At 61.6% G+C, this 17,633-nt stretch carries 16 protein-coding genes; 11 read left to right on the top strand and 5 right to left on the bottom strand.

The features are described 5' to 3' along the window. Position 1: 1 nt before the first annotated feature. Positions 2–1,180, bottom strand: coding sequence for an acetyl-CoA acetyltransferase (locus E4O98_RS16865; protein WP_078821075.1), 1,179 nt, complete (start codon positions 1,178–1,180; stop codon positions 2–4). Between the two features lie 130 nt (positions 1,181–1,310). Between E4O98_RS16865 and E4O98_RS16870 the strand changes: the two genes are divergently transcribed. The 8 genes from E4O98_RS16870 (at position 1,311) to E4O98_RS16905 (ending at position 8,538) form a co-directional block, all read left to right on the top strand. Beyond that, entirely contained in the window at positions 1,311–1,883 is a 573-nt protein-coding gene (locus E4O98_RS16870; RefSeq protein ID WP_005787559.1) for a LuxR C-terminal-related transcriptional regulator, read from the top strand. A gap of 741 nt (positions 1,884–2,624) precedes the next feature. Next, entirely contained in the window at positions 2,625–3,551 is a 927-nt protein-coding gene (locus E4O98_RS16875) for an arginine deiminase-related protein (protein ID WP_248135749.1), read from the top strand. 11 nt (positions 3,552–3,562) lie between these two features. Next, positions 3,563–4,609, top strand: coding sequence for an ornithine cyclodeaminase (locus E4O98_RS16880; protein WP_078821073.1), 1,047 nt, complete (start codon positions 3,563–3,565; stop codon positions 4,607–4,609). A 226-nt stretch (positions 4,610–4,835) separates the two neighbouring features. After that, on the top strand, positions 4,836–5,615 hold the full coding sequence (locus E4O98_RS16885; RefSeq protein WP_005787553.1) for an ABC transporter substrate-binding protein: 780 nt from the start codon (positions 4,836–4,838) through the stop codon (positions 5,613–5,615). 175 nt (positions 5,616–5,790) lie between these two features. Continuing rightward, positions 5,791–6,492: an ABC transporter permease gene (locus tag E4O98_RS16890; protein WP_032876394.1), complete on the top strand. Its 702-nt coding sequence runs from the start codon at positions 5,791–5,793 to the stop codon at positions 6,490–6,492. Further along, positions 6,489–7,202, top strand: a complete 714-nt coding sequence (locus E4O98_RS16895) for an ABC transporter permease (protein WP_078821072.1) — start codon at positions 6,489–6,491, stop codon at positions 7,200–7,202. Before E4O98_RS16890 ends, E4O98_RS16895 begins: the two co-directional genes overlap by 4 nt. Positions 7,203–7,205: 3 nt before the next feature. Continuing rightward, positions 7,206–8,036 (top strand): ATP-binding cassette domain-containing protein, encoded by an 831-nt coding sequence (locus tag E4O98_RS16900; RefSeq protein WP_032876400.1) that lies wholly within the window; start codon positions 7,206–7,208, stop codon positions 8,034–8,036. 4 nt (positions 8,037–8,040) lie between these two features. Beyond that, complete coding sequence (locus E4O98_RS16905; RefSeq protein ID WP_005787545.1) at positions 8,041–8,538, top strand: Lrp/AsnC family transcriptional regulator; 498 nt, start codon at positions 8,041–8,043, stop codon at positions 8,536–8,538. Between the two features lie 67 nt (positions 8,539–8,605). Here E4O98_RS16905 and E4O98_RS16910 read toward each other — a convergent pair whose 3' ends face one another. The 4 genes from E4O98_RS16910 to E4O98_RS16925 all read right to left on the bottom strand — a co-directional run bounded on the left by E4O98_RS16910 (position 8,606) and on the right by E4O98_RS16925 (position 12,723). Next, complete coding sequence (locus E4O98_RS16910; protein WP_216091199.1) at positions 8,606–9,487, bottom strand: TIGR03915 family putative DNA repair protein; 882 nt, start codon at positions 9,485–9,487, stop codon at positions 8,606–8,608. Beyond that, complete coding sequence (locus E4O98_RS16915) at positions 9,484–10,704, bottom strand: putative DNA modification/repair radical SAM protein (protein ID WP_005787541.1); 1,221 nt, start codon at positions 10,702–10,704, stop codon at positions 9,484–9,486. The genes E4O98_RS16910 and E4O98_RS16915 overlap by 4 nt, the downstream gene beginning before the upstream one ends. A 79-nt stretch (positions 10,705–10,783) precedes the next feature. Beyond that, positions 10,784–12,121 carry a SidA/IucD/PvdA family monooxygenase gene (locus E4O98_RS16920; RefSeq protein ID WP_032876406.1) on the bottom strand — a complete coding sequence of 446 codons (1,338 nt, stop codon included), beginning with the start codon at positions 12,119–12,121 and terminating at the stop codon, positions 10,784–10,786. 119 nt (positions 12,122–12,240) lie between these two features. Next, a complete protein-coding gene (locus E4O98_RS16925; RefSeq protein ID WP_005787538.1) occupies positions 12,241–12,723 on the bottom strand; it encodes a sigma-70 family RNA polymerase sigma factor in 483 nt (160 codons plus the stop codon). A gap of 256 nt (positions 12,724–12,979) precedes the next feature. On the opposite strand from E4O98_RS16925, the gene E4O98_RS16930 reads away from it, so the two are divergent. From E4O98_RS16930 to E4O98_RS16940, 3 genes are read left to right on the top strand one after another with little or no spacing between them, the layout of a single operon-like run. Further along, complete coding sequence (locus E4O98_RS16930; protein WP_032876409.1) at positions 12,980–14,152, top strand: efflux RND transporter periplasmic adaptor subunit; 1,173 nt, start codon at positions 12,980–12,982, stop codon at positions 14,150–14,152. 1 nt (position 14,153) lies between these two features. Further along, entirely contained in the window at positions 14,154–16,127 is a 1,974-nt protein-coding gene (locus E4O98_RS16935; protein WP_148854178.1) for a MacB family efflux pump subunit, read from the top strand. Next, a complete protein-coding gene (locus E4O98_RS16940) occupies positions 16,120–17,532 on the top strand; it encodes an efflux transporter outer membrane subunit (RefSeq protein ID WP_032876415.1) in 1,413 nt (470 codons plus the stop codon). The genes E4O98_RS16935 and E4O98_RS16940 overlap by 8 nt, the downstream gene beginning before the upstream one ends. The last annotated feature ends 101 nt before the right edge of the window (positions 17,533–17,633 follow it).

Below are 17,633 nucleotides of genomic sequence, written 5' to 3' on the forward strand. Positions count from 1 at the left end.
CTCAGCTCCGGCGTGCCTGCAGGACCGATGCGTAGTTGGCCACCGCCATGCCGCCCATGTTGAACACCAGGCCGAACTCCGGGTTGGGCACCGCCAGGCCAATCGGTTCGCCGGTCAATTGCCGGAACGCCAAGGCGTGCATGGACACCCCCGTTGCACCGACCGGATGCCCCTTGGCCTTGAGCCCGCCGGAAAGGTTGACCGGCAAGCGCCCGCCGGCACGCACCACGCCGCTGTCGAGCACGCGATGCCCTTCGCCTTTGGGCGCCAGGCCCATGGCTTCGTAGATCAGCAGCTCGGCAATGGTGAAACAGTCGTGCACCTCGGCGAAGCTCAGGTCTGCCAGGGTCACATTCGCTGTGCGCAGCGCTGCATGGATCGCTCGTTGCGGGCCTTCAAAGGCGAGGATGTCGCGCTGGGCGATGGGCAAGGTGTCATTGACCTGGGTCATCGCCCGGATCTGCACCTCGCGGCGAAACGCTCGCGCACGTTTGGGTGACGCCAGGATGATCGCAGCGGCGCCGTCGCTGATCAGCGAGCAGTCCGTCAGGCGCAGGGAGTCGGCCACGAACGGGTTGCTCTGGGACACGTTGTTGCAGTGCTCGAAATTCATCTCCCGATGCATCTGCGCCAGCGGGTTAGCCATGGCATTGGAGTGGTTTTTGGTGGCGATGGCCGCCATCGAGCCCAGCGGGCAGTGGTAGCGCTCGGCGTATTGGCGGGCGGCGCGGCCGAACAATTGCGGGAAACTCAGGCCGGCTTCGGCCGGGTCGTTCTGATAGCCGGCGCCGGCCAGGGCTTGGGTGACCGCGGCGGTGCTGGTGTGAGTCATCTTTTCGGCGCCCACCACCAGCACCAACTCGGCGCTGCCGGAGAGAATCGCATTGACTCCCGCCTGGATCGCCGCCGAACCCGAAGCGCAGGCGTTTTCGCAGCGGGTGGCAGGTTTGAAGCGCAGCCCGGGGTCGGCCTGCAACAGCAACGAGGCGGCAAAGCCGTCGGGCACCAGCCCAGAGTTGAAATGCCCCAGGAACAGCGCGTCGATTTGCGACGCATCAATCGCAGCGTCACTCAAGGCTTCACGGGTAACCTGGACGATCAGGTCTTCCAGCGTGGTGCCTTCCAGGCGACCAAAGCGGGAGTGACCAGCGGCAACAATGGAGACGCAATCAGCAGGCATAATCAATTTCTTCTGTTCTTGATCCGGACTTTACTTACAATGACCCACCCCTGGTCCCGCGCCAATTCGTGTAACTACTTACATGGGTAAGTAGCGCACCAGGGCATTGAACAACGAGGCAGGATGCCCCATGAACGCGCTTGCACAGCAATTTCCCGACCTCGAACGCCTGGCGTTCAAGCTGTCCCCTGCCCCGCAGATCGTCACCAGCGACCGGGTAATACTCGACTGCAACGATGCCTTCCTGAAGCTGTTCGGCTATACACGCCAGGCACTGGTCAATCAGTTGACCCTTCTGATCTACCCGTCCCAGGCCGACTACCATGCCATCGGCAAGCGCAGCCATGACTGGCTGCTCGACAGCGACAACGGCTTTTATTCCGATGAGCGCTTCATGCAGCACCACAATGGCGAAGTGTTCTGGGCCAAGTCCCACGGCTACACCCTCACCCCCAAAGACCCGTTCAAGCTGATGATCTGGCACTTCGAACGCCTGGACCGTCTGCATCAGGGCACTGGCGACCTCACGCCGCGGGAGCGGGAAATCGCCATGCACATCGTCAATGGTTTCAAGTCCAAGGAAATCGCCCTGCGCCTGGCGATTTCCCACCGCACGGTGGAAGTGCACCGGGCGCGGTTGATGAAGAAATTGCAGGCCAAGACCGTGGTGGAGCTGGTATCGAAGATCATTATGGTGGCGTGACAGGTAACGGCTATTGAGCAGGTTGCCTTCCCACATCATAGGTATCTACACAACTTTGTAGCTGCCGCCACTTTGATGTGGGTAACCACGATGCGAAGCGAGCCGCTCTTGCTCTTGATCTGCTTTTGATCTTAGGCGCCCCGTCAAACCACGCTGGCCGGAATTCGACAGGGATTTGGGGGGTAAACCGGCAGGGATGCCGGTTTAGCCGCCCCGCGCCATGGATGGCGCGTGGCGGCGGCCCCCCAAATCACTGGCGGATTACGGGCACACCGAGCCTGAGCGAGGTGCCGAGTGGTGGGGCAAGAGCGTTTTGCTTACTTTTGCGCTGTTCAAAAGTGAGCCGCCGTAAGGGCGGAACCCATAGCGGCCGTTACCCAAACAACGGATATGTACTCGGTCTGATCCAACATCCTGGTCGGCCCTGAGGCCGCCATCGGGAGCAAGTCGAATCGTCGCACCACTCCTCCCACATTTGGACCTAAGCACATCAGATATAGATTCGGCGACTAACAGGTCGTCACGGGAGCAAGCTCCCTCGCCACAGGTACAGCGCCGTACCAAAAGATGTGTAGATACCTATGCTCCCACATCTGAGCACATTTCAATCCGGCAGCCGATTCAGCTGCCTTATCCACCTTTTCAGCTTTCCCGGCTGAGCCGCCCCGCTGTTTCAGCCGGGATCCTCCCACCCTATGGCACAAAATAGCGTCACAAGATCCCCCATGGACCCGTGCCCCCATGCAAACCACCAACACCGTCCTGATGATTCGCCCGGCGCGCTTTGCCTTCAACCCGGATACCGCGATCAACAACCGTTTTCAACGCCTGCCGCCGGACCCGCTCAGTGCACAGCACAAAGCGCTGGAAGAATTCGACGGCTATGTCGACACCCTGCGCAGTCACGGCGTGGAAGTGCTGGTGGTGCAGGACACCCCGGCACCTCACACACCGGACTCGATCTTCCCCAACAATTGGTGGAGCAGCCACGCCGACGGCAGCCTGGTGCTTTACCCCATGCAAGGCCAGAACCGACGGCTGGAGCGCAACAAAGGCGTGCTGCAAGTTCTGGAGCAGCGCTTTGCGATCAACACCACCATCGACCTCAGCCACCTGGAACAACAGGACATCTTCCTCGAAGGCACCGGCAGCATGGTGCTCGACCGCCAGCACCGCATCAGCTACGCCTGCCACTCCGGGCGCACCCATCACGCGGCGCTGCGCCAGTTTGCCGAACGTCTGGACTACCAACTCTGCGTGTTCCACGCCCTGGACCGCCACCACGCACCGATCTACCACAGCAACGTGATGATGAGCGTCGGTCGCGACCTCGCAGTGGTGTGCCTGCAAGCCCTGCCCGACGAGCGCGAGCGCCTGGCCCTGGAACGCTCACTGCGCGACACCGGCAAGGACATCCTCGCCCTCGACTTCGACCAGTTGGAGGCCTTCGCCGGCAACATGCTCGAAGTCCACGACCGTGACGGCCAGCCATTGCTGGTGATGTCTGCCAGCGCCTGGCGCGCGTTGCAACCGGCGCAGCGCCAGCAGGTGGAGCGCCATACGCGACCAGTGGTGGTGAATATCGACAACATCGAACGCATCGGCGGCGGCAGTGCCCGTTGCATGTTGGCCGAAGTGCATCTGCCGATCCGCCCCTCATTTCAATAAGGAGTCTTGCCATGACCCGTTATATCGACGTCAACGACCTCAGCTACCTGGTTTCGCAAAAAGGTTTGCAAACCTGCATCACCGAGATGGCCGAGTACATCCGTGCCGACTACCTGCGCTGGCAGGACTTCGAGAAATGCGCACGCCTGGCCAACCATTCACCGGATGGCGTGATCGAGTTGATGCCCGTCTCGGACGCCTCGCTGTACGCGTTCAAATACGTCAACGGCCACCCGAAAAACACCCTGGCCGGTATGCTGACCGTGATGGCCTTTGGCGCCTTGGGCGATGTGGATACCGGCAAACCCGTGCTGCTGGCGGAAATGACCCTGACTACCGCCATCCGCACCGCTGCCACCTCGGCCCTGGTCGCCCGCTACCTGGCGCGCGACAACAGCCGCAGCATGGCGTTGATCGGCAACGGCTGCCAAAGCGAATTCCAGGCCCTGGCCTTCCACGCCATGCTTGGCATTAACGAAATTCGCCTGTTCGATATCGACGCCAAGGCCACCGCCAAACTCGCCGCCAACCTCAAGGCGTTCCCGGCGATCAAGGTGATCCTGGCTGACAGCGTGGCCGACGCGGTCAAAGGCGCGGATATCGTCACCACCGTCACCGCCGACAAGGCTTATGCAACCATCCTCACCGACGAGATGATCGAACCGGGTATGCACCTCAATGCCGTGGGTGGCGATTGCCCGGGCAAGACCGAGCTGGACCGGCGCATCGTCGAACGTGCCCGGGTGATCGTGGAGTACGAACCGCAAAGCCGCATCGAAGGTGAGATCCAGCACATGCCTGAGGATTCGCCGGTGACCGAGTTGTGGCAAGTGATCAACGGCCAGAAGCCCGGCCGCGAGAATGCGCGCCAGATCACTCTGTTCGACTCGGTGGGTTTTGCCATCGAAGACTACTCGGCCCTGCGCTATGTACTGGACGTCGCCAAGGCGTTGGACGTGGGCAGCGAGCTGGAACTGGTACCCGACCTGGCTGACCCCAAAGACCTGTTTGCCCGCCTGGCCCGGCAGCCGGTCGCACAGCACAAAAAGCGCGCCTGAGACCGCTCTGGCCTGCCGCTTTGCGTCGAGGGCGGGCCGGACTTTGCTGGATTAAAAGCCGATTCGGCGGGTGCAACAGCCGATTGCGCTGCATTGTCGGTTTTAACAGCGCAATTTGCGCTTTGTGCAGGGGGTAAACGACACAAAAAACGCACCATCATGAAGCATTCTCTGCTCCCAGTTATTCACTGCCCTGACATCAATTACAAAATATAGGGACCTCCACATGACTCCACTGCGATCACTCTTCGCTGCGTTGCTGTTGCCTCTGTGCGCCACCGCCGCCCACGCCCAGGACTGGAAAGAAATCCGTTTTGGCGTGTTCCCCGAATACCCACCCTTCGAATCCGTGGCCGCCGACGGCAGCCTGCAAGGCTTCGATATTGAACTGGGCAACGCCATCTGCGCCAAGCTCGAAGTGAAATGCACCTGGGTGCACAATGAATTCGACGGCATGATCCCGGCCCTGCGTGCGCGCAAGTTCGACGCCATCATGTCCTCCATGGCCGTGACCCCGGCTCGCGAAAAAGTCATCGACTTTACCGATCGCCTGTTCCTCAGCCCCACCTCGGTGATCACGCGCAAAGGCGCCGACTTCGGCGATACCCCGGAATCGCTCAAGGGCAAGCAGGTCGGCGTGCTGCAAGGCTCGCTGCAGGAAGCCTACGCCCGAGCGCACCTGGCCAGGCTGGGTGCGCAGATCAAGGCGTACCAGTCTCAAGAGCAGAACTACGCCGACCTGCAAAACGGGCGCCTCGACGCCACCCTGACCGACAAACTCGAAGCCCAGCTCAACTTCCTGTCCAAGCCCGAAGGCGCCGACTTCAAGACCGGCCCGGCCTTCAAGGACCCGACCCTGCCGCTGGACATCGCCATGGGCCTGCGCAAGAACGACCAGGCACTGCGTGAGCTGATCAATAAAGGCATCGCCGCCGTCCAGGCCGATGGCACTTACGCGCAGATCCAGAAGAAATACTTCGGCGATCAAGATATCTACAACGAATAACTAAGCCATCGACCTCCCTGTGGATGCAGCTTTTGTGGGAGGGGGGCTTGCTCCCGATAGCAGTGGTCAGTCATTGAAAATATTGACTGAACCACCGCTATCGGGAGCAAGCCCCCCCTCCCACACAAATCGGTTCCCCACAAAGATGGTGTGTGTGCCTTTTAGAGATCTTCCCATGAACGAACTCCTCAACCTGCAAGGCTACGGCCCGATGCTGGCCCAGGGTGCCTGGATGACGCTCAAGCTGGCCTTCCTCGCCCTGGCCCTGAGCCTAACCCTGGGCCTGGTCGCCGCCGGCGCCAAGCTATCCAGCGCCAGATGGCTGCGCGTACCTGCCACGCTCTACACCACGCTGATCCGCAGCGTGCCGGACCTGGTGTTGATACTGCTGATCTTCTATAGCCTGCAACTGTGGCTCAACGACCTGACTGAAGTGTTCGGCTGGGAGTACTTTGAAATCGACCCGTTCACCGCCGGGGTGGTCACCCTGGGATTTATCTACGGCGCGTATTTCACCGAGAACTTCCGTGGCGCGATCCTCAGCGTACCGGTGGGCCAGTTGGAAGCCGCGACGGCTTATGGCCTGAGCCGCTGGCAGCGCTTCCACCTGGTGCTGTTCCCACAACTGATGCGTTTTGCCCTGCCGGGCCTGGGCAATAACTGGCTGGTGCTGCTCAAGTCCACGGCGCTGGTGTCGATCATCGGCCTGTCAGACCTGGTCAAGGCCGCGCAAAACGCCGGCAAGTCCACCAGCGAGCCACTGTACTTCCTGATCCTCGCGGGCCTGGTGTACCTGCTGATCACTACCCTCTCCAACCGCATCTTCAAGCGCCTCGAACGGCGCTATAACCTGGGCATCAAGGGGATGGCGCGATGATCGAACTGTTCCAGCAATACGGCCTGGCCTACCTGTTCAGCGATGGCAGCGGCTTGTCCGGCGTCGCCATGACCGTGTGGCTGTTCATCATCTCGGTGGTGCTCGGTTTTTGCCTGTCGATCCCCCTGGCACTGGCGCGGGTTTCGCAGCACGTTTGGCTGCGCTGGCCGGTGGAGGTCTACACCTACCTGTTCCGCGGCACGCCGCTGTATATCCAGTTGCTGATTTGCTACACCGGGCTGTACAGCCTGGAGGTGGTGCAGGACAACGCCCTGCTCAACCAGTTTTTCCGCAATGCGCTGAACTGCACCTTGTTGGCGTTTGTGCTCAACACCTGTGCCTACACCGTGGAAATCTTCGCCGGGGCGATCCGCAATATTCCCCACGGCGAAATCGAAGCGGCACGCGCCTATGGCCTGCACGGCTGGCGCCTGAATCTGTTCGTGGTGGTACCCGCCGCATTGCGCCGCGCATTGCCGGCCTACAGCAATGAAATGATCCTGATGCTGCACGCCACGTCACTGGCGTTTACCGCCACCGTTGCCGACATCCTCAAGGTCGCCCGCGATGCGAATGCCGAAACCTTCCTGACCTTTCAGGCGTTTGGTATCGCCGCCCTGCTCTACATGCTGCTGTCCTTTGCACTGGTGGGCCTGTTTCGGCTGGCCGAACGTCGCTGGATGCGTTTTCTTGTTCCTACCCGAGGCTAACCCATGAATCAGTCCGCGCAGGCCCTGGCCGTTTATCCGGTGGATGTGCCGGTTGTCGAAACTGCAACTGCCGCCATCAAGCTTCAAGTCGAAGGCATTCACAAACGCTACGGCGAACACGAAGTGCTCAAAGGTGTGTCCCTCAATGCCCGTCAAGGCGATGTGATCAGCCTGATCGGCGCCAGCGGCTCGGGCAAAAGCACCATGCTGCGTTGCATCAACTTTCTTGAACAGCCGGACGCCGGGGTCATCACCCTGGACGGCATCAGCATCGAAATGCAGCAAGGCCGCGCCGGCACCCGCGCGCCGCACCAGGCACAACTGCAAAACCTGCGCACGCGCCTGGCCATGGTGTTCCAGCACTTCAACCTGTGGAGTCACATGACGGTGCTGGAAAACATCACCATGGCCCCGCGCCGGGTGCTGAATGTGAGCGCCGCCGAGGCGGAAAAACGTGCGCGCCTGTACCTGGACAAAGTCGGCTTGCCAGGCCGCGTGGCGGATCAATACCCGGCGTTCCTCTCGGGTGGTCAGCAGCAGCGTGTGGCAATTGCGCGGGCATTGGCGATGGAGCCGGAGATTATCCTGTTCGACGAACCGACCTCAGCCCTCGACCCGGAACTTGTAGGCGAAGTGCTCAAAGTCATACAGACGTTGGCCGAGGAAGGCCGTACCATGCTGATGGTCACCCACGAAATGGGCTTTGCCCGCCAGGTGTCAAGCCAAGTGCTGTTCCTGCATCAGGGCCGAGTCGAGGAACACGGCGGCGCCGAGATCCTCGACCACCCCAACAGCGAACGCTTGCAGCAATTTCTTTCCAACCGTTTGAAGTGAACTCATGGATACCAAGGCCAACGGACCCCACTCCTCCCCTGCGCTGGATCGCATCGACGAGGCGATCATCGATGTGCTCAGGCACCAGGGGCGCATCACCTATGAAAAACTCTCGTCGCTGGTGCACCTGACCCCCAGGCCATGCCTGGAGCGGGTGCGCAAGTTGGAGCGACGCGGGGTGATCCGTGGGTATGGGGCGATCATCGATGTGCAGATGGTCTCACCAGGGCTGTCGCTGCTGGTGCTGGTGGCCTTGTCCAACCAGAGCGGGCGCTCGGCGCAAAAGGCCTTCGAAGCCTGCGTCAAAGCCTGCCCGCAGGTGTTCGAATGCCAGTTGATCAGCGGGCCGTTCGACTACAGCCTGCGTATGCGCTGCCGGGATATGGAGCATTACCGGGTGCTGACCGAGATCTGGTTGAACAATGATGAGTTGCACATTGATAAGTTGGTGGCCCATCCAGAGTTGGCAGTAGTCAAGAACACTGCGACCGAACTGGCCTGATACCCACTCCTTCAGGCTGCGAAAACCAAATGTGGGAGCTGGCTTGCCTGCGATAGCGGTGCATCAGTCACCCCACATCTGACTGGTCGACCGCTATCGCAGGCAAGCCAGCTCCCACATTGACCGGGTTTGCAATTCTTTTGCCTGGCTTGGCCCCCACCAGCTTCGCCTGCCCATCCTTCTGCTTGCCCGTACGCGCCTCGCTGATCAGCCCCGGGATCAACTTGCCCTCCGGCAAATTCTTCCAGAAGCGGCTGGGCAAGTGCCCTTCCATGACCTTGGGATTCAGCCGCGCCGGGTTGAAGATGTGACTGTAGTAGGTCAGCCACATCGCACTGTGGGGGTCGTCAACATTCTGCGCCAGTTGCTGCCACGCCTCGGGGCAGCGGCGCTGATGAATCAACTGCTCGCCGTCGTAATACACCCCGTCCAGTGGCGTGGCGATCATCCAGCGATGACGGCCCATGCGCCCGACAAAATGCTGGCTGGCACTTTTAAGAATGTCGTGGGCCGGTTCATGCCAGGCCACGTATTCAGGAAGTTCGGGCCCCGCCTCGGCCGGCAGGGCAATAAAGCGCACAAACGCATGCAGGTGATGGGCCTCGCGGCTGACTTGCTTGATGCGTCGCTGCAACTCGCTGCCCAGCTTGTCCCCCGCCAGCATCGCAGTGCGATCACCGTGGCTGACCCGCCACAGCACTTCATACAGCAGGCTCCAGCGTTGATCACCGTGATAACAGGCGGCAGACTCCAGCAACTCCAACAGCGCCTTGGGAATCCGTGCCTGGAACGGCCCCAACCCTGGCGGGATCGGCTCATCGGTAGCGAACAGGTCAGCTGCTTGTGCCTCGCCCCAGCTCACCTGGCTGGGGTCGACCTGATGGCTGAGCAGCCAGCGCGCCTGTTCGCGCCAGGTGCTGAACAGGTTGTCGCATTCCAGACTGATCATCCCCACAGCCCCATCTGTTGCGGCTGCGGACGGTCGCGCAATTGCTCGCGCAGCAACACGCTGGTGCTGTCGGCCTGTTGCGGGTGGTAGTCACTGGTGATGAAGAACGGTTTGGCCTTGGCCAGTACGCAGCGCATGCGCGCCAGGTCTTCGAAGCGGATCTTGCGCTCGCGGCGCAGGTCCACCAGGCGTTGGGTGGTGCGCAGGCCAATACCGGGGATGCGCGCAATCAGGGTGGGCTCTGCGCGGTTCAGGTCCAGGGGGAACACTTCGCGATGCTCCAGGGCCCAGGCCAGCTTGGGGTCGATATCCAGGGCCAGGTGGCCGGGGCCGGCAAACAGCTCCCTGGCGCTGAAACCGTAGCTGCGCAGCAGGAAGTCGGCCTGGTACAAGCGGTGCTCGCGCATCAACGGCGGCGCGGCCAGGGGCACGCTTTTCGGGCTGTTGGGGATGGGACTGAACGCCGAGTAGTACACGCGGCGCAGCTTGAAATTGCCATACAACGCCTCGGCACCGTGGAGGATGGTGCTGTCATCGGTGTCGTCGGCACCTACGATCATCTGCGTGCTCTGCCCGGCCGGGGCGAAACGCGGGGCGCGAGGCTCGTTGAACACCGTCTGCTCGCCGGTGTAGATGGTCTGCATCGCCTGCTTGATCGACACAATCTGCTTCTCCGGCGCCAGGGTCTGCAGGCTGGCCTCGGTGGGCAGTTCGATATTCACGCTCAGGCGATCGGCATAACGACCAGCCTCGGCAATCAATGCAGGATCCGCATCGGGAATGGTCTTGAGGTGGATATAGCCGCGAAAGTCATGCTCTTCGCGCAGCAGTTTGGCGACCCGCACCAATTGCTCCATGGTGTAGTCCGACGAACGGATGATGCCGGAGCTGAGAAACAGCCCGCTGACGCAATTGCGCTTGTAGAAATCCAGGGTCAGGGTGACCACCTCTTCCGGGCTGAAACGCGCACGGGGCACGTCGCTGGAACGGCGGTTGACGCAATACTGGCAGTCGTAGAGGCAGAAGTTGGTAAGCAACACCTTGAGCAGCGACACGCAACGGCCATCGGGCGTGTAGCTGTGGCAGATGCCCATGCCGTCGGTGGAACCCAACCCCGCCTTGCCCTCGGAGCTGCGCTTGGGCGCGCCGCTGCTGGCGCACGACGCGTCGTACTTGGCGGCGTCGGCGAGGATGCTGAGTTTTTCGATCAACTGCATGACGGGCTACCGATACTGGTTTTTTGTACAGTACCAATAGCCGCACGTTGTCACAAGTGCCGTCTGTAGGAGGGGCAGATCAGCTGGCGGTTGCCAGGAGCAGGTCCTGCACCGAACGGCCCTTGTCACGGTTTCGATCGTTCTCATACAACGACGCCGCAATCTCATCGGCCCGAATCGGCAGCACCGACAGCAAGGTATCGCTCAAGCCATGGCTGGCCTGGCTGAAGCCCTGGATGTAGATACCCGCCTTGCAGCGCTCGTCGGTGACGATGCGGTAGTCGCGGGCCACTTCGAAGTCGCCCATGTAGGCTTGCAGCGGCGCCAACAGTTCGCGGTGCATCTGGCGCTCATAGCCGGTGGCGAGGATCACGGCATCGTAGTGGTTGACGCTGGTTTCGCCCGTGGCGTTGTTGCGCAATACCAGTTCGATACCCAGCGGCCCGGGCGTGGCCTTCTCCACCACGGTCATGGTGCGGAACGCCTGGCGGGCGATGCCGGAAACTTTCTGACGGTAGAAAATCCCGTAGATGCGCTCGATCAGGTCCAGGTCCACCACCGAATAGTTGGTGTTCTGGTACTCGGCGACCAAACGCTCGCGTTCGGCCCCCACTTGCTGGAACACCAGGTCGGTAAACGCCGGCGAGAACACTTCGTTGACGAACGGGCTGTCATCGGCCGGCTTGAGCGCCGAGCCGCGCAGGATCATATCGACCTGCACCGACGGGAAGCTGTCATTGAGGTCGATAAAGGCTTCGGCCGCGCTCTGGCCACCGCCGATCACCGCGATGCGCATGGCCTTGCCATCCACGCAAGGCTGGCTCGCCATGCGCTCCAGATACTGGGAATGATGGAACACGCGGCTGTCACCCTTGAGCGCCTTGAACGCTTCGGGGATGCGCGCAGTGCCGCCGGCGCTGACCACCACCGAGCGGGTGGTACGCACATGCTGCTCGCCCTGGGCATCGCGGGAAATGACGCGCAAGGCCTCCACCTGCTGCTGATGCAGGATCGGTTCGATGGCCAGCACTTCCTCACCGTAGTTGGCCTGGGCCTGGAACTGCCCGGCCACCCAGCGCAGGTAGTCGTTGTACTCCATACGGCAGGGGTAGAAGGTGCCCAGGTTGATGAAGTCCACCAGGCGATCGTGAGCCTTGAGGTAATTGACGAAGGAGTACGGGCTCGTGGGGTTGCGCAGGGTCACCAGGTCCTTGAGGAAAGAGATCTGCAGCTCACTTTGGGTCACCAGCGTATTGCCGTGCCAGCGGTAGTCGGCCTGTTTGTCGAGAAACAGCACGTCCAGCTTGCCCTGGGCCTTTTCACGCTCCTGCAGGGCGATGGCCAGCGCCAGGTTCGAAGGGCCGAAGCCGATACCGATCAGGTCGTGAACCGCGGGCGAAGCAATTGCCTGTGTCATTCCAGTGTCCTCTGGATAAGCCCCTTGGCGGTGGGGCGGGAATACCTTCATGGCCTGAACAACAGGCCGTGTGTTGATAGGAAACGAGGACAGTGAAATAAAATTTAACCAACTGGCGATCAGTGCGCTTCCCACTCACGCATACGCACCCGGCAATGCTTCATGGCGTTGACGATGTGTTTTTCCACCAGGCTGCGGGAAATCCCCAGGCGCTCGGCGATTTGCACATGGGACAGGCCCTCGAGCTTGCGCAGCAGGAAACTGTCGCGACACGCCGCCGGCAACTCGGCCAGGGCGCGCTCAAGCATCTCCAGGCGCTGGTTGTGGTCATGACTGGCGTGGGGTGAACAGGGGGCGAAGCGTTCTTCGCTGTCCAGCACCTCAAGAGGCTCGGACTGACGCAAGGCGTTGCGCCGGTGGCCGTCGATCACCAGGTTCAAGGCCGTGCGGTACAGGAAGGCGCGGGGCTGTTCGATCGGGATGTCGCTGGAACGCTCCAGCACCCGAACATAAGCGTCATGCACCACATCTTCGGCCACCTGACGGTTGCCCAGCTTGGCGTTCAGGAAACACACCAGCTCGCGATAGTAGTTTTCCAACATGACTCCTGGCCCCATGGCCGTGGTGCTAACGATGCCAGCCCGTGTAGGAGCGAGCCCATCGATGATGGCAGTTTGAGTGCGTGCAATTTATAGTAATTCTCATCTACTTTTAAAGGAGTCTTGCACCAACGGTGCATTTTTTTTCGTCGCACGAGCTGTTACCACATGTGTAACAACCTAAATTCCCGAGTATTTTTCTCGTATAACTGTCAACTCCCCGCTCCTGCGGCCAACACCTCCTGGCTGGAACCAAGACATGAAACGCCCTCGACCTGCCCGACGCGCCCTGCTTGTGCTGGCGTGCCTGCTCCCCATCCTTGTGGTGGCTGCCTGGCAAGTGCTGCCGTCGGGCCGCGACAGCCTACCCACGGTCACCGTAACCCGCGGCGACATTGAAAATAGCGTTACGTCACTGGGCACCCTGCAACCGCGCCGTTATGTGGACGTGGGTGCCCAGGCGTCCGGACAGATTCGCAAGATCCATGTGGAGGCTGGTGATCAAGTCAAGGAAGGCGATCTGCTGGTGGAAATCGATCCCGCCACGCAACAGGCCAAGCTCGACGCCAGCCGCTATTCCATTGAAAACCTCAAGGCGCAGTTGCAGGAACAGAAAGCCCAGCACGAACTCGCACGCCAGAAATACCAGCGCCAGCAACGCTTGGTTGCAGGCAACGCCACCCGCGAAGAAGATGTGCAAACCGCCAAAGCCGAACTGAGTGCCACCCAAGCCCGTGTCGATATGTTCCAGGCACAGATCCGCCAAGCCCAGGCCAGCCTGCGCAGTGACGAGGCCGAACTGGGCTATACGCGGATTTACGCGCCCATGAGCGGCACCGTGGTGGCGGTAGATGCGCGAGTCGGCCAAACCCTCAACGCCCAACAACAAACGCCGTTGATCCTGCGCATCGCCAAATTGTCACCAATGACCGTATGGGCCGAAGTGTCCGAAGCCGATATCGGCCACGTCAAACCGGGCATGAGCGCCTATTTCACTACCCTCGCCGGCGGCAACCGGCGCTGGAGCAGCACCGTGCGCCAGATCCTGCCGATACCGCCCAAGCCGCTGAATGAAACCAGCCAGGGCAGCGGCAGCCCCAGTAGCACGAGCAAAACCGGTAGTGGCCGCGTAGTGCTGTACACCGTACTGCTGGATGTGGACAACACTGACAATGCACTGATGGCCGAAATGACCACCCAGGTGTTTTTCGTAGCCAGCCAGGTCAAGGACGCTCTCACCATCCCGGTCGCAGCGCTGCTCGGCAGCCAAGGCACCGACAAGCAGATCGCGCGGGTCGTGACCAAAAACGGTGCCATCCAGAAGCGAGAAGTACAGCTGGGTATCAGTGACCGCCTGCGAGTTGAAGTGTTGGATGGCCTGGACGAAGGTGATCACCTGTTGATCGGCCCCGCCAGCAGCAGCGGGGGTTGACGTGACCACGCCACTGATCGAACTCAAGAACATCCGCAAATCCTACGGCGGCGGTGACAGCCCGCAGGTCGACGTATTGCGCGGGATCGACCTGTCGATCCATGCAGGAGAGTTCGTTGCCATCGTCGGCGCCTCGGGCTCCGGCAAATCCACACTGATGAACATCCTCGGTTGCCTCGACCGCCCCACCGTGGGCGACTACCTGTTCGCCGGGGAAAACGTCGCGCACCTGGACAGCGACGCACTGGCCTGGCTGCGCCGCGAAGCCTTTGGTTTCGTGTTCCAGGGCTACCACCTGATCCCGTCCGGCTCGGCCCAGGAAAACGTCGAGATGCCGGCGATCTATGCCGGCATCGGCGCTGCCGAACGCCATGCCCGCGCCAAGGCTCTGCTGACCCGCCTGGGCCTGGCCGATCGCACCAACAACCGCCCGCACCAGCTCTCCGGTGGTCAGCAGCAGCGCGTCTCGATTGCCCGTGCGTTGATGAACGGCGGGCATATCATCCTTGCCGACGAACCCACCGGTGCCCTCGACAGCCACAGCGGTGCCGAGGTGATGGTGCTGCTGGATGAATTGGCGAGCCAGGGCCACGTGGTTATCCTGATTACCCACGACCGCGAAGTCGCGGCGCACGCCAACCGCATCATCGAGATCAGCGACGGCCTGATCATCAGCGATTCGGCGTTGAGCCCCCCCCACGTGCCCGTCACGGCCGGCAGCGACGCATTGCAAGCCGTGGACCTGCGCCAGCGCCTGGCCGACGGCGCCGAACACAATGGTGCCTGGAAAGCCGAGCTGCTGGACGCGGTGCAGGCGGCGTGGCGGGTGATGTGGATCAACCGCTTCCGCACCGCGCTGACGCTGCTGGGGATCATCATCGGCGTGGCGTCGGTGGTGGTGATGCTGGCAGTGGGCGAAGGCAGCAAGCGCCAGGTCATGGCGCAGATGGCGGCCTTCGGCTCCAACATCATCTACCTGAGCGGTTTTTCGCCTAACCCGCGCACACCGCCAGGTATCGTGACCCTCAATGATGTGGCCGCATTGGCTACATTGCCCCAGGTCAAGCGCATCATGCCGGTGAACGGCACCTACGCCGGTGTTCGCTTCGGCAACGTCGACTACATGGCCTATGTGGGCGGTAACGACACCAACTTCCCGGACATCTTCAACTGGCCAGTGGCCGAGGGTAGCTACTTTACCGAAGCCGACGAGCGCGCCGGGGCCACGGTGGCGGTGATCGGTCACCGCGTGCGCGAAAAGCTGTTCAAAGGCCAGCTAGACCCCATCGGCCAATACATCCTGATCGAAAACGTGCCCTTCCAGGTGATTGGCGTGTTGGCGGAAAAAGGCTCCAGCTCCGGCATGCAAGACAGCGATGACCGTGTCGCCATTCCCTATACCGCCGCCAGCGTGCGCCTGTTCGGCACCTATAACCCCGAATACGTTGCCATTGCCGCCGCCGATGCGCGCAAGGTGCAAGAGGCCGAGCAAGCCATCAGTCAGCTTATGCAAACGCTGCACGGCGGCAAACGCGACTTCCACCTGACGAACGACGCCGCGATGATCCAGGCCGAAGCGCGGACCCAGAACACCCTGTCGCTGATGCTCGGCTCGATTGCCGCGATTTCCCTGCTGGTGGGCGGTATCGGCGTGATGAATATCATGTTGATGACCGTGCGCGAACGCACCCGCGAAATCGGCATCCGCATGGCCACCGGGGCGCGCCAGCGCGACATCCTGCGCCAGTTCCTCACCGAGGCGGTGATGCTCTCGGTGGTCGGCGGTCTGTTCGGAATCGCCCTGGCATTGCTGGTGGGCGGCGTGCTGGTGCTGGCCGAAGTGGCGGTGCAGTTTTCCCTGGTGGCGGTGTTCGGCGCGTTTGGCTGTGCGCTGGTCACCGGCGTCGTATTCGGCTTTATGCCGGCCCGTAAAGCTGCCCGGCTCGATCCGGTTAAGGCATTGACCAGTGAATAAACGATCCATCGCACCGCACCTGTCGACGCTCAGCCTGTGCCTGTTGCTCAATGCCTGTGCCGGCACTTCGCCTGCCCTCGACAGCAGCATTGCCGCGCCCGCCGTCTGGCAATATGCCGAGCGCGACGCCGACCAGGCCACCAACCAGCGTTGGTGGACGCAGTTTGACAGCCCTGTGCTTAACCGCCTGATCGATCAGGCCCGCCGTGACAGCTTTGATGTGGCTGCGGCCATGGCGCGGGTGCGGCAGGCCCAGGCGACAGCGGTGATTGCCGGCGCACCGTTACTGCCCGAGGTGAAGTTCAACCTCAGCGCCAGCCGTCAAAGACTGTTGCGCGGCAGCGGCAACTCGGATCTGGACGCCACCGAGAGCAACAAGACGGTCAATAACTATGATGCCAACCTCACGGCCAGCTACGAAATCGACTTCTGGGGTGGCCGCGCCGCTGCGCGAGACAGCGCTGTGCATAGCCTGCACGCCAGTGAGTTCGATCAGGCCAACGTGGAGTTGACCTTGCTCAGCAATGTCGCCGACCGCTATGCGCAAACCCTGGCCGCGCACCAGCGCCTGCAGATCGCCGAGCTGAACCTGGCCAATGCGCGCAATGTGCTGGACCTGGTGCAAACCCGCTACGATGCCGGTTCCGCCACGGGCCTGGAGTTGGCACAACAGAAGAGCCTGGTGGCCGGCCAGCAACGGCAACTGCCGCTGATCCAGCAATCGGCCGAAGAATCGCGCATCACCCTCGCCGCCTTGCTCGGCCAGCCCGTACAGGCCCTGGCGCTGGGCAGCGAGCCGTTCCAGGCACTGACCTGGCCGAATATCGGCCCCGGTGTGCCTAGCCAGTTGTTGCGTCGCCGCCCTGACATCGCCCAGGCCGAGGCACAGCTGGCGGCGGCCAATGCCGACGTCACAGTGGCCCGTGCGGCCATGCTGCCCACGGTGACATTGGGCGCAACCCTCGGCTCGGGTGCGTACAAGGCTGAAGATGTTCTGCGCAGCCCGTTCTACACCCTGACCTCGGGCCTGATCGCACCGATCTTCAACAACGGTCGGCTGAGTGCCGAGCGCGATAAAGCCCGTGCGCGCCAGGATGAACTGCTGCAGACCTACCGCGGGGCGATCATCAACGGCTTTGCCGATGTGGAAAAAGCCCTCAGCAGCCTGACTCGCCTGGATCAACAACGCCAATGGCAAACCGAAGAACTGCAGCAGGCGCAAACGGCCTTTGAGATTGCGCAAAGCCGCTACGAGGCCGGCGCCGAAGACCTGCTTACGGTGCTGGAAACCCAACGCACCCTCTATGCCGCCCAGGACCTGAACGTGCAACTGCGCCTGTCGCGGCTGCAAGCCAGTATCGCGCTGTACAAGGCATTAGGGGGTGGATGGAAGACCGATAGCTGATAAACAAAATCGGCATTTCTTACACAAACTGTTTCTTAGCCTTACATTCTCCACCCCCAGGTCCTTGGTAAAAAAGCTGTTACATACGGCTGCCCGGGACC

The organism is Pseudomonas sp. W2Jun17 (assembly GCF_023127795.1).
GTDB classification, from domain to species: Bacteria; Pseudomonadota; Gammaproteobacteria; order Pseudomonadales; family Pseudomonadaceae; genus Aquipseudomonas; species Aquipseudomonas synxantha_A.